12 protein-coding genes and 2 tRNA genes are annotated in these 12806 nt (G+C 64.5%); 10 read left to right on the top strand and 4 right to left on the bottom strand.

Going from position 1 to position 12806, the window contains the following annotated elements:
- The first annotated feature begins 40 nt into the window (after positions 1-40).
- The 7 genes from AB6N07_RS11510 to AB6N07_RS11480 all read left to right on the top strand — a co-directional run bounded on the left by AB6N07_RS11510 (position 41) and on the right by AB6N07_RS11480 (position 4812).
- Positions 41-370: an ArsR/SmtB family transcription factor gene (locus tag AB6N07_RS11510; RefSeq protein WP_370677943.1), complete on the top strand. Its 330-nt coding sequence runs from the start codon at positions 41-43 to the stop codon at positions 368-370.
- The gene (locus tag AB6N07_RS11505) at positions 367-795 is read left to right on the top strand and encodes an SRPBCC domain-containing protein (RefSeq protein ID WP_370677942.1); all 429 of its coding nucleotides are present in this window, start codon (positions 367-369) and stop codon (positions 793-795) included. The genes AB6N07_RS11510 and AB6N07_RS11505 overlap by 4 nt, the downstream gene beginning before the upstream one ends.
- Before the next feature lie 99 nt (positions 796-894).
- Entirely contained in the window at positions 895-2016 is a 1122-nt protein-coding gene (locus AB6N07_RS11500; RefSeq protein ID WP_370677941.1) for an extensin family protein, read from the top strand.
- A gap of 86 nt (positions 2017-2102) precedes the next feature.
- Complete coding sequence (locus AB6N07_RS11495) at positions 2103-2333, top strand: hypothetical protein (RefSeq protein WP_370677940.1); 231 nt, start codon at positions 2103-2105, stop codon at positions 2331-2333.
- Positions 2330-2704, top strand: coding sequence for a type II toxin-antitoxin system death-on-curing family toxin (locus AB6N07_RS11490; protein WP_370677939.1), 375 nt, complete (start codon positions 2330-2332; stop codon positions 2702-2704). Before AB6N07_RS11495 ends, AB6N07_RS11490 begins: the two co-directional genes overlap by 4 nt.
- 170 nt (positions 2705-2874) lie before the next feature.
- The gene (locus tag AB6N07_RS11485) at positions 2875-4137 is read left to right on the top strand and encodes a multidrug effflux MFS transporter (RefSeq protein WP_370677938.1); all 1263 of its coding nucleotides are present in this window, start codon (positions 2875-2877) and stop codon (positions 4135-4137) included.
- Between the two features lie 177 nt (positions 4138-4314).
- A complete protein-coding gene (locus AB6N07_RS11480) occupies positions 4315-4812 on the top strand; it encodes an Hsp20/alpha crystallin family protein (RefSeq protein WP_370677937.1) in 498 nt (165 codons plus the stop codon).
- A 51-nt stretch (positions 4813-4863) separates the two neighbouring features.
- Here AB6N07_RS11480 and AB6N07_RS11475 read toward each other — a convergent pair whose 3' ends face one another.
- Positions 4864-6069, bottom strand: coding sequence for a lytic murein transglycosylase (locus tag AB6N07_RS11475; protein WP_370677936.1), 1206 nt, complete (start codon positions 6067-6069; stop codon positions 4864-4866).
- Positions 6070-6252: 183 nt separating this feature from the next.
- On the opposite strand from AB6N07_RS11475, the gene AB6N07_RS11470 reads away from it, so the two are divergent.
- The 3 genes from AB6N07_RS11470 (at position 6253) to AB6N07_RS11460 (ending at position 8267) form a co-directional block, all read left to right on the top strand.
- Positions 6253-6329, top strand: a tRNA-Met gene (locus tag AB6N07_RS11470).
- 208 nt (positions 6330-6537) lie between these two features.
- A complete protein-coding gene (locus AB6N07_RS11465; RefSeq protein WP_370677935.1) occupies positions 6538-8130 on the top strand; it encodes a glucan biosynthesis protein in 1593 nt (530 codons plus the stop codon).
- Positions 8131-8191: 61 nt separating this feature from the next.
- Positions 8192-8267: transfer RNA gene (locus AB6N07_RS11460), tRNA-OTHER, on the top strand.
- Between the two features lie 125 nt (positions 8268-8392).
- Here AB6N07_RS11460 and AB6N07_RS11455 read toward each other — a convergent pair.
- From AB6N07_RS11455 to AB6N07_RS11445, 3 genes are all read right to left on the bottom strand, one after another.
- A complete protein-coding gene (locus AB6N07_RS11455) occupies positions 8393-9070 on the bottom strand; it encodes a TetR/AcrR family transcriptional regulator (protein ID WP_370677934.1) in 678 nt (225 codons plus the stop codon).
- A 68-nt stretch (positions 9071-9138) separates the two neighbouring features.
- Positions 9139-10938: an ABC transporter ATP-binding protein gene (locus AB6N07_RS11450; protein WP_370677933.1), complete on the bottom strand. Its 1800-nt coding sequence runs from the start codon at positions 10936-10938 to the stop codon at positions 9139-9141.
- Positions 10935-12791, bottom strand: a complete 1857-nt coding sequence (locus AB6N07_RS11445) for an ABC transporter ATP-binding protein (RefSeq protein ID WP_370677932.1) — start codon at positions 12789-12791, stop codon at positions 10935-10937. The genes AB6N07_RS11450 and AB6N07_RS11445 overlap by 4 nt, the downstream gene beginning before the upstream one ends.
- Between the last annotated feature and the right edge of the window lie 15 nt (positions 12792-12806).

Here is a 12806-nt window from a genome sequence, read left to right as displayed (position 1 = left end):
ACATCAAAAGGAGCGTCAACCACTTGGTTGACGACTGTCGATGGTTTCTGCTGAAGAGCGTCTCGACGCGGTGTTTCACGCCTTGTCCAACAAGACGCGGCGCCAGCTGATCGCCGACTTGGCGAAGCACCCGGCCCGCGTCAACGAGCTGGCGCGCCCCTATGACATGTCGGTCAATGCCATCTCCAAGCATCTGTTCGTTCTGGAGAAAGCCGGGCTGCTGGAACGCCGCCAAGACGGCAACACGCAAAGCTGCGCCTTGACGCCTCTCGCCCTTTCCAGCGCTGCCGAATGGATCGAGCACTACCGGCAATACTGGACGAGCCAGTTGGACGCGTTGGCCAGCTTCGTCGAAGGGCACCAGGAATGAAGGCGACGGAGCTTTTCACCTCCCGCATCGTCAAGGCCGGGCGGGAGCGCGTGTTCGCCGCCTGGACGCTGCCAGAGCTGGTAAAGCAGTGGTGGGGGCCGCCGCCCTACACATGCCCGCATGCCGAGATCGACCTCAGGGTCGGCGGCGCCTATCGCTTGGCAAATCTGGGCCCGGATGGCGAGACCATCTGGATCAGCGGCGTCTTCATCCGCGTGGAAGCACCGGCCGCGCTCAGCTACACGTGGAAGCTCAGCACGCAACCAACCGAACCGTCGCTGGTGCATGTGTCCTTTGTCGACCACCCAGAGGGAACCGAGGTGCGTATCCACCATGAGCGCTTCGCCGATCCAGCGGTGCGCGACGAGCACGCCGAGGGTTGGCAAGGCTGCCTCGGCAAGTTCAGCGCCTTCGTCCTCGGTTAGCCGAGCGGCCAGACACCAAGATCAATGGAGTCGGCACATCGAGTACCACCCCCGGTTAACGTAAACCGGACCTTAAACCATCGCCTCTAAACTGAGGGTATGAGACCCTATCGTATTGCGTCCGGTCTGATCTCTCTCATCCTGTCCGCCACTCTGGCGGGCTGCGGCTTCTTCGAGTCGGAGGAGCGCGAGCCTTGGCGCGCCCAGGCGGAAGCCGCCTGTTACGCCCGCAACCTCGTCAAGCTGTCGCCGCTGATCCAGCCGGCCCATGCCATCGAGGGCAAGGGCATCTGCGGCATCGACCGACCGCTCAAGGTGAAGGCGCTTGAAGACGGCACCATCAGCCTCGGTTCCCGCTCGCTGGTGCTCTCTTGCCCGATGACGGCGGCGCTCGAACGCTGGGTCGCCCAATCCGTCATGCCGGCGGCGCTCGCCCGCTACGGCCTGCAGGTGGTCGAGATCAAGAATTTCGGCACCTACAATTGCCGGTCGCGCAACAACATCTCCGGTGCCCGCCTTTCCGAGCATGCCTTTGCCAACGCTTTCGATTTCGCCGGCATCGTCCTGTCCAATGGCTATACCGTCACGGTGAAAGCGGGCTGGAACGGCAACGCAACCGACCGTGCCTTCCTGCGGGAAATCGCACACGGCGCCTGCGGCACCTTCTCCACCGTGCTCGGCCCCGGCGCCGATCGCCAGCACGACAACCACCTGCACCTCGACCTCGCCCGCCACAACAACGCCGGCACCTATCGCTACTGCAAGCCATTCCCTCAGGTGCCACCGCTTGGCGCGCCGATGTTCACGCCCGACCAGAACGTGCCGATGGCGAGCAATCTGCCGGCCAATCCGGTGTGGCCTGCCGCCCAGCCGGCGCCCGCTGCGCCGACCTATGCCAACGGCAACCCGTCGTTCGACGCGCCATTGCCGCCCGCCCCCATCGGCAACGGCAATCAGCCTGCCTATCAGACGGCCCAGCCGACCTATCAGGCACCACAGCAAGCCTATCCCGCGGCACAACCCACCTACACCGACGCGCCGGCCGCCCAGCCGCCCGGTTGCCCAGCCGGCTACATCTGCACGCCGGTGGGCCAAGGCAACTACGTGCCGCCACCGACCGGCAGCGGCAACATCGGCTGGAGCGTCGGCGCCCAACCGGCCCAGAGCTACTCTCCGACCGATATTACCGGCTCGGTTCCGGGGCCCTACTCGGACGATTGAGACAAGTCCAGCTGACTTGCCTCAGCCGCCAAGCTTGAGGCATCATGATTTGTCATGATACATTTGCCTCTGACATGGAGGCACGCATGACGTCCCAGACCCGAAAGAAGTTCGCAACACAGGTCGACTCCGAGATTTTGTCGACCGTGCGGGACATTGCGAAGAGCGAGGGACGCCAGCTCCAAGCACTTGTCGATGAAGCCTTCTCTGATCTGATCGAGAAGCGCAAACACGGCAAGCCACGCCCCAATGTCATGGCCGTCTATCAGGCCAGCCATGAGAAATTCGCGCCGCTTTATAAAAAGCTGGCGGAATGATCGACTATCTGACCACCATTGAAATCCTCGCCATCCACCAAGACCAGTTGGAGCGATACGGCGGCATAGAAGGTGTCCGAGATCCTGGTTTACTGGAAGCCGCTCTGTTTCGCCCCCAGACCGGCTATTATGCCGACTTAATCGAGGAGGCCGCGGCTCTGTGGGAGAGTCTGGCGCAGAACCATCCATTTCTCGATGGCAACAAACGCGTCGCCTTTGCTGCGACCTATACCTTCCTGGCACTCAACGGAACGTGGATCACGGCTGGTGCCGATGAGACCTTCGCATTCATCAATGGTCTTCATCAGTCCGGGACCTTCGAATTCAGGCGTCTTGCGGCTTGGTTACGGACAAACACTGCAACCAGTTAGCAATCATATCCCTTCGTCTTAAGCAATTTCCCGATCACATTTTGCTGAGTCCGGCCGTTCGGGCTGGAAAAAATATCCCTGAAACGCTACAAGATTGGCTCAGGCAGGCCGCATTGATTTGCGCGTCCCGGCATTCTCCGGGCCCTGCTTCCAGCATTTTAGGTTTCATCATGACCACCACGACCGGGCTGCCGGTTCGCCAGGGTCCCGGCTTTGCCGAGACCGTCGCCCTCGTCGCCGCCCTTATGGGCCTGACGGCGCTTGCCATCGACACCATGCTGCCGGCACTGCCGGCCATCGGCGCCACCTTCGGGCTGGTGGATGCCAACGAGCTGCAGCTCGTCGTCTACGCCTATATGATCGGCTTCGGCATCGCCCAGGTGATCTACGGGCCGCTGTCCGACGTCTACGGCCGCCGCCCCCTGGTGATTGCCGGCCTCCTCATCCTGATCGCTGGCGCCATCGTATCGGCGCTGGCCACGAGCTTTGACCACCTGTTGATCGCTCGCATCCTACAGGGCATCGGCGCCGCGGCCCTGCGCGTTATCGCCGTCTCTATCGTCCGCGACCGTTATGCTGGCCGCGAGATGGCCCGCGTCATGAGCTTCACCATGATGGTGTTCATGATCGTTCCGGTTCTGGCGCCCACCTTCGGAACGCTGTTGCTGGCGCTCTCCGGCTGGCGGACGATCTTTGCCACCATGGCCGCCCTGTCGGTCGCCGTCGGCCTATGGTTCTACATCCGCATGCCCGAGACGCTGCATCCGGAGTATCGCCGCGCCCTGTCGGTGCGGTCGATCCTCGACGCGGCGCGCATCTGCTTCACCAACCGCGAGGCGGTCGGCTATTCGCTGGCCATCGGCCTGCTGTTTGCCATGCTGATGGGCTTCATCGGCTCGGCGGAGCAGATCCTCGGCTCCGATGGCTATCGTCTCGGCACGCTGTTCCCGGCGGCCTTCGCCTCGGTGGCCATCACCGGCGGCATCGCCGCCTTCGTCAACAGCCGCATGGTTCGCAGCTGGGGCATGCGCCGCCTGTCGCACGGCAGCCATTTTGCGCATGTCGCGCTGGCGGCGATCTTCTTCATCGTCGCCCATCTGTGGAACGGTATGCCGCCACTCTGGCTGTTCATCGCTCTGATGGTGGGAATGCAGTTCTTCTTTTCGATCGCCATTTCAAACTACAACGCGCTCGCCCTCGACCCGCTCGGCGAAGTGGCCGGCACCGCCTCCTCGCTGATCGGCGCTTTCACGACGCTGATCGGCACCGTTGGCGGCGCACTGATCGGCCAGTCCTTCGACGGAACGGTGACACCGATCTCGGCCGGTTATCTTGGCCTCTCCGCCTTGACGCTGCTGATCGTGTTCTGGACCGAGCGCGGCCGGCTGTTCCAGCCTCACCATGGCGGCGCCATGCCGGCTGTCGCCGAGTGAGCATTGCCGAAGGCTGAAAATTCGCTGGGGCGGGCAGAAATGTCCGCCCCAGTTGCGTTTCCGGGTCTTCACTGCCCGCCTCCCGCTTCCCATATATGAGGAGCCACGTTACGGGGTCCCCAGGCGGACGCCGATCAGGCGTTCGTCCGGGCACTCCGCGAGACAAAGGAGTTAGCCATGGACAAGAAATCCCTGATGCCCTTCGGGCGCGGAACGGCTCCCTCCCGCTCGCACGAGGACACGTTCCTGTCGCTGCGCCGCGAGATGGACCAGCTTTTCGACAGCTTCACCCGCGGCTGGGGCCTGCCTTCACTTGCAGGAAACGAGAGCTTCCTGAGCCCGCGTGTCGACATCGCCGAGACCGACGCCGGTCTCGAGATGACCGCCGAGCTGCCGGGCATCGACCCGAAGGCGATCGAGCTGGAGCTAGATGACGACGTTCTCACCCTCAAGGCCGAACGTAAATCCGAGCGCGAGGAGAAGGACGACAAGCGCCGCTATCACCTGACCGAACGGTCGAGCGGCACCTATATGCGCGCCTTCACCCTGCCCTTCACCCCGGACCGCGACAAGATCACAGCCGACTTCGACAAGGGCGTGCTGAAGGTCATGGTGCCGCGCTCGCCGGATCAGCCCAAGGCGACCAAGCGGATTGAAATCCACCCGGCCGCTTAAGCCTGACAGCCAAGCCAGCAACGATCACGGAGGGGCGCTTCGGCGCCCCTCTCATTTCAGCGCCGAGATGACCGCCTTGTCGGGATAGCAGGTGACGGGAAAGCCATTCTTCGCCTGCCAGCGACCGATCGCAACGCGGGTACGGAAGCCGACGAGGCCGTCGGTGGTGCCGACGTCGTGCCCCATGCCTTCAAGCCGCTTCTGCACCGCCCTGACATCGCTGCGCGTGAAGCCGCCCACCTTTCCCCAACCGCCCCGGATCGTCTGAGCCTTTTCCACACGATCGCCAACCATGCCGATGGTCAGCGCATAGACGTCGGATTCGTTATAGGCCTTCAGCACATAAAAATTGTCCGACACCAGGAAGGCCGGCCCCATCCGCCCGGCCGGCATCAGCAGATGCCCCACCGGGCCAACATCGCCGCTCGCAAGTGGCCGGCCGTCGGCACGCATCACGCCCGCCTTAGCCCAGGCCGACAGCGATTGCCCTTGGTCGGGACCCTCCAGGCTGCAAGCCACCGACGCCGGCAGCCGCACCTCGACGCCCCAGGGTACGCCGGCCTTCCAGCCGCGCGATTTCAGAAAATGGCCGATCGAAGCGAGCACGTCGGGCGTCGAATTCCAGATATCGCGGCGGCCGTCGCCATCGCCGTCGACAGCATCCGTGAGGAACTTGGTCGGCATGAACTGCGGCTGGCCCAGCGCGCCGGCCCAGGAACTCTTCATGGCGGCGCGAGAAATATGTTCCTCTTGCAGGATGACGAGCGCCGCCACCAGCTCGGGGAAGAACTCGTCGCGGCGCGAGCCCATGTAGGCTTGCGTCGCCAGCGTACGAATCGCGTCCTTCTCGATCTTGGCTGCCCCGAAGGCCGATTCCTTACCCCAGACGGCCAGCACGATGCCGGCCGGCACGCCGGTCGCCCGCGCTACCTTGTCGAGCACCGCCTTGTTGGTGGCGTATCGCTTCCTCGCCCCGGCGGCTAAACCATCGAGCTTGTTGTCGGCGAGATAAGCGACTGGGCTCTGGAACTCCGCCTGGAAAGCTTCGCCACCGCCGGTCGGCTTAAGATCGGGCAGGCGAAGATCGGGTTCCAGGCCGGCAACCGCCGCCTCGAAAGTGGTGCGCGTGACGCCGGAGGCCTGAGCCGCCGGCCAGACCTTACTGTCGAGCCAACGGGAGAAGGCGGCATCAGACGCCGCCGCGCCTTGCGTGGAAAGCGCCAGCGCGGTGGCGAAAAAGAGTGCGATTCGTTTCATCACCGGATGGAATCCTCCTTGCCGTCGGGGGTCAAGACCGGTTGGCTAGCGACGTCGGCGCGCAGTTTTCTCGCCCCGTCAAGCACTGCCGGCAAAGGGTGATTACGGGGGGTAATGGCGCTTGACAGCCCCCCTCCCCCGCCCTTATATCGGCGCACTTCCGCTGGCGCGCCGGCGGCGTGTGGCAGTGTAGCTCAGTTGGTTAGAGCGACGGACTCATAACCCGTAGGTCGGCGGTTCAACTCCGCCCGCTGCTACCATACATCCTTAGCTTGGCTTTCCGAGAGACCACTTTTGTGTCCGCCTTCTGTTGGAACTCGCGCGAAGCCAACATTCCTGCACCATCACTAGAATGTTCAAAGCCATCGCCACCGCCTCTTAACGGCCGTGGCGCTAGGGCTGTTTTGTCATGCCCTCCCCTCAAACAGGCGCTAAGTCCGCCACCATCCGCCAGGCCGCCAAAAATAAATGAGCCAGATAATCGATCGACGTTCCGTCCTGAAAGCCATCGCCGCGTCTACCGCCATGGGGCTCATCGCCAGAGGCGGCCCCGCTTTTGCCCAAGCCAAGGGCCTCAAATTCGGAGAGGCGCAAGCTTTTTCCTTCGAGACACTCAAGGCGACCGCCGAGAAGATGGTCGCTGAACCCTACGCCGGGCCGGCCATGCCGGCGCCCGACATCCTCGGCAAGATCGACTACGACGCCTGGGGCAAGATCACCTACGACACCGATCAGGCGCTGTTTGCCAACGGCCCCGGCCGGTTCCCGGTCACCTTCTTCCACCTCGGCATGTACTTCCGCAAGGCCGTCGACATGCACGTCGTCGAGGACGGCAAGGCGCGCCAGATCGTCTACGACCAAACCTATTTCAACATGCCCACAGACTCGGTCGCCCGCCAGTTGCCCGAAGGTGTCGGCTTTGCCGGGTTCCGTCTCCAGGAGCCGCGCGACGGTGCGCTCGACTGGCACAAGAACGACTGGGTGGCCTTCCTGGGCGCCTCCTACTTCCGGGCCATCGGCGAGCTTTATCAGTATGGCCTGTCGGCGCGCGGCCTGTCGGTCGACACGGCCGTTGCCGGGCGACCCGAGGAATTCCCCGACTTCACCAAGATCTATATCGAGACGCCTGCCGACGGCAGCGACAGCGTGACCGTCTGCGCCCTGCTCGAGGGACCGTCGGTGGTCGGCGCCTACCGTTTCGTCATGACCCGCGCCAAGGGCGTGATCATGGACATCGATCAGGTGTTGTTCCTGCGTCGCGACATCGAACGCTTCGGCATTTCACCGCTGACCTCTATGTACTGGTTCTCGGAAACCCAGAAGCCGACGGCCGTCGACTGGCGCCCGGAAGTCCATGATTCGGATGGCCTCGCCATGTGGACGGGCTGGGGCGAACACCTGTGGCGCCCGCTCAACAACCCACCGCATACCACCGCCTCCACCTTTTCCGACGAGAATATCAAGGGTTACGGCCTGCTGCAGCGCGACCGCATGTTCGACCATTATGAAGACGGCGTCTGCTACGAGAAGCGGCCGAGCCTTTGGGTCGAGCCGAAAGGCAATTGGGGCAAGGGCGCCGTCCACCTGATCGAGCTTTCCACCGACGACGAGATCCACGACAACATCGTCGCCACCTGGGTTCCGGCGGAACCGGCCCGGGCGGGCTCGAAATACGAACTGTCCTACCGCCTCTACTGGCAGGCCGACGAGCCGCATCCGACCGATCTCGCCCGCTGCGTCGCCACCCGCCTCAGCAACGGCGGCCAGCCCGGACAGCCGCGCCCCAAGGGCGTGCGCAAGTTTCTGGTCGAATTCCTCGGCGGACCGCTCGTCAACCTACCCTATGGCGTCAAACCCCAGATGGTGCTCACCGCCTCGCGCGGCCGCTTCACCGACTACCAGATGACGGAAGCCGTGCCGGATAGCGTGCCGGGGCACTGGCGCGCCCAGTTCGACCTCGCCGACGTCGAGGGCACGGACCCGGTGGAGATGAAGCTGCAGTTGAAGCTCGACGGCAAGATCATCAGCGAAACCTGGATGTTCCAATACCACCCGTTTTGACGGGCCGCCCCCATCGCCTGACATGTCGGGCAATCCTTGGGGGCCAGCCAGCCGATGGCGTGTGGCAGCTTGGCTCAGTCGGCATGAGCGATGGACTCATGACCATAGGTCGGCGGTTCGATTCCGCCGCTGCGACCGCTCCTGCCCTTGGATGACGAAATGGAACTCAATGTACGTCGAATCGAACGGCAGCTGGTTGCGATCCGCCCGATCAAGCGGCCCGGACGCCGCAACATCCAAAACGCAAGATGAGAGCCCTCATTCAGCCGGCCGACTGTCGCACGGCAATGCCATCAAGGATCAGTTCGAGCTTGCGGCGCCACCACGTCTTGGGTGATCCGGTGAGGGCGCCGGCCATCAGTTCGCCGTACTCCGTCCAATCGGCATGAGCTGCGAACTCAGACTCCAACGCGTGTCGCATTTTATCAGCGACCAGGGGGCCAGTGGCTGTGGGAGCCAATAGGCGGCGCCAGCCAACGGCGGAATCGTTGGTCATGTCCATGACGCTGTCGGCAGCCAGCACGGCATCGGCGGCGGAAAGGCCCGCCGTCCTGAGCTCGCCGCAGATGACGACGAAGGCGCGGATGACTGATGAGGGCATAGCGTCCAGCGTACGGATCGTCTCGGCAACGCCCGGATTGGCCTCGTAGACGTCCCATACCGCCTCGGCGACGCGGGCGAGATAGCCCCGCCAGTCATCGTCCGCATCGCGGTGCCAGGAAACGTCGTCAAGCGCCTGGTCGACCGCCGCCGTCATCAGATCGTCGCGGCTCCGGACGTGTCGGTAGAGCGAGGAGTGATCGACGCCCAGCTCCCGGCCGATCAGCACCAGCGTCGCCTTGTCGAGACCGATGCGCAGCGCGGCATCGGCGATCGTCGCCCGGTTGACGCGCGGCGGGCGACCGGCACCGCGCTTGCCGGTGGGGCTGTTGTCCGACATGGGAATCCCCGAGAGGAGGGCAAAGAACGCCAGCACCGTTCCGACAATGGGCCTGCTTCGTCAACCCGTCATTTGATGCGCCAGCCCGCCGCGCGGCTGCGCGTCTGCCATAGTCGATGGTAAAGCCCCTCCCCCTCGAGCAACTGGTCGTGGCTTCCCCGCTCGACGATGCGGCCGCCGTCGAGAACCAGGATCTGGTCGGCGGCACGGATGGTCGAGAGCTTGTGGGCGACGACCACCAGCGTCTTCTCCGCGACGAGGCGAGCCAGCGCCTTCTGGATGGCGAGTTCGTTCGTCGGATCGATCGCCGCCGTCGCTTCGTCGAGAAGGACGATCGGCGCGTCCTTCAGGATGGCCCGGGCGATGGAGATCCGCTGTCGCTCGCCGCCGGACAGCGTCGCGCCGCCCTCGCCGACCCTCGTCGCGTAGCCGTTCGGCAGGGCGGCGATGAAATCGTGCGCCTGAGCGGCGCGGGCGGCGGCTTCCACTTCGGCCCGCGATGCGCCGGAGCGGCCGAAGGCGATGTTGTCGAAAATGGTACCTGCGAACAGATAGACGTCCTGGAACACCACTGTGATCAGCGACGCCAGTTTCTCTTCCGAAATGGTCCGAATGTCGACGCCGCCAATGGAGATCGAGCCGCCCGATACATCCCAGAAGCGGGCGATCAGGCTGAGAATGGTGCTCTTGCCGGAACCGGAGGGGCCGACGATCGCCATCATCGACCGCTCGGGAGCCTCGAAGCCGACGGCAGATAACACAGGCCGATCCTCCCGGTAGGAAAAGTCGACGGCATCGAACTTGAGCGCGAACCCCCGGGGTTCCGAGGACACGACCGCCGTCGGCAACGGCCTTGCGGTCAGGATGCGATCCATGCGCGTCAGCGAAGCGTCGGCCATGCGGACGAGTTCCATCACTTGGCTGAGCCCGAGCAGCGGCGAATAGACGGCGAAGACGAGCACCAGGGCGGCGATCAGCGTCGCCATGTCAATGGCGCCCGCGCCGTGCCTCAGGCTGGCGACCACCAGCACAATCGGAACGCCGGCCATGACGGTGGCACCGAACAGCGCCATCGGCAGGGAGAGGCGCGCCACCATGTGAATGGAAAGGTCGCGGAAGGCCTCGAGCGCGGCCCGGAAGCTCTCCTCGCCCTTGGCGAGACGGTTGAAAGCGCGGATGGTGGCGATGCCTTGGACGAACTCGATCATGCGGGCGCCGGCCGCCGCCTGCAGATCCTGACGGACGACGCCAAGGCGAGCGAGCCGCCGGCTGGACCACAGGAACACCGGCAGCGCCGCTGCCATCGACGCCAGCATGGCAAGTCCGACCGCCCAATCGCGGCTGAGGAACCACAGGACGGCGACGATCGGCAGGCCAAAGGCCTGGGCGATGCGCCCCAGAGCGTCGGACAGGAAGCTCTCCAGCATCTGCATGTCGGTGGTGAGGGCCGTCACGGTGTCGCCGCGATGGCGCGACAGGTGGAAGCCCATCGGCAGCCGGCGCAAGTGGTCGAGGATGGAAAGGCGGAGATCGCCGGCCAGCTCGAAGCTCGCGAGCCAGCTGTCCCGCGCCGCGAGATAGCCGAACAGCAGCTGTCCGCACAGCGAGACGGCCATCAGCCCGGTCAATTCAAGAGCCCAGCCGACATCCATCGCCCGGCCCTCGGAAAGACCGGTCACCGTCCAGACGACACCACCAAAGGCAAGGCCCAGACTGAGCGACTGCAGGAAGCGGAAGGCGACGCCGCGTGCCACCTTGCCGCGCAACGGGCCGGCAAGGCGCCAGACGCGAAGCAGACTGGCAAGATCGGAATGGACATCGGCGGCGGCGGCTTCACCGACCGGAACGAGCGGATCGATGGCGGTCATGACAGGCATTCCTCATTGATTGTCTGATGGGAAATGCCGGCCGGCTTGAGAACGACATCACGCGCTTCGTTGTAGTCCCGCCACAGCCGGGCGTAGAGGCCACCGCTCTCGACGAGTTCATCGTGACGACCGGCCTCGGCGATGCGTCCGCCATCGACCACGAGGATCTGGTCGGCGGACATGATGGTGTGGAGCCGATGGGCGACGACGAGCAGCGTCCGCCCCGTCGTCAGCTCACCGATGGCCTCCTGAATGGCCGCCTCGTTGTCCGGATCGGCGAAGGCTGTCGCCTCGTCCAGCACGATGACCGGAGCGTTCTTCAGGATGGCCCGGGCAATGGCGATGCGTTGCCGTTCGCCGCCGGACAGCAGTTGCCCCCGGTCGCCGAGGCGGGTGGCATATCCGTCGGGAAAGGCCATGATGAAGTCGTGCGCCCTGGCGGCGCGGGCGGCGGCCTCCACGTCGGCGTCACTCGCATCGGGATTGCCGAAACGGATGTTGGCGGCGATCGTGTCGGAGAACAGGAAGCTGTCCTGGAAGACGAAGGCTACCTTGTCCATCAACTGCTCGAGGCCGATCTCCCGGAGATCGACGCCGCCGAGCATGACGCGGCCCGATCGCGGCTCCCAAAAGCGAGCGACGAGGCTCGCCACCGTACTCTTGCCGGCGCCGGATGGACCAACCAGCGCGGTGACCGAGCCGGTCCGGGCTGTGAAGCTCACCTGGTGCAGGACTTCTTCCTCGCCATAGCCGAAGGACACCTCGTCGAAGACCACGTCATGGGAGGAGAGTGCGACCTCTCGAGCACTGTCGGCCTGCGGCACGGCGGCAAGCGCCTCGGCGATCCGCGTCGACCCCATGGAAATGTGGGCCAGCGTATGAAACTGGTTGAACAGCTTCATCAGTGGCTGGCTGTAGTTGGCGCCCAGGATGACGAAGAGGACGAGCGTCGGCAGGTCGAGCGAGCCCGCCGCCACCAGGAAGGCCCCGACGGGCAGGATGACCACCACGTTGGTGAGTACCAGGGCGTGGAAGGTTCCGCCGAGCGGCAGATAGTCCTTTGCCCAGGCAGTCTCCACCTCCGCGTAGGCCCGCACGGCGCGGGCCGTTTCCGCGAAGCTCTCGCCGGTCCGGTTGAATATCTTGACCACGGCCATGCCGGCCAGGAACTCGACGACCGACGCATTCATGCGAGCGCCGGCGCGCTGGTAATCGGCCGCCCAACGAGCGCCCCTGGCCATGCCGGCGGAGATCAGAACGAAGGCGATCGGCGTTACCGCGACCGTGGCGAGCGCCATGCGCCAGTCTATCGCGAAGAGCCAGACGGACACGGCGAGCCAGCTGGCGAGCGCACTGGCTCCTTCGGGAATGCCATGGGCGAAGATCAGCTCCATGCTCTCGGGTTCGTCGATGATGAGCTTCTTGGCGTCCCCGCTCTTGCGGTCGGCGAACCAGCCGATCGGCAGCCGCGCCAGATGACGGGCAAGGGCAAGGCGTAGGCGGCAGAGCACGTCGAAGGCGACCACATGCGACAGACCGACCGCCAGCCCCATCAGCGCATAACCAACAACGACCGCGAGAAGAGCCAGACCGGCCGCGCCGATGAGATAGGCCGGATCAAGCATGCCGGACAGCGCCGCCATGACGACCTTGTAAATCACCAAGATCGGCGCCAGCTCGAAGGCGACGGCGGCGGTCGCGAGACCGAACGCCCCGACCATGGCGAGCCTCGATCCCGGAAGAAAACGGCTCAGCAACTTCAGGCTGGCGAGATAGTCGGGTCCGCCGGTCTCAGACTTGCGGCTCTCGTCGGCGCCATCCAGCAACGCGCCTTCGACGGAAATGTCCGTCATGTCGACATCCTCTAG

This window comes from Pleomorphomonas sp. PLEO (assembly GCF_041320595.1).
Taxonomy (GTDB): domain Bacteria; phylum Pseudomonadota; class Alphaproteobacteria; order Rhizobiales; family Pleomorphomonadaceae; genus Pleomorphomonas.
Note: the sequence above shows the minus strand (reverse complement) of the source record. Positions and strands in the feature narration are given on the sequence as shown.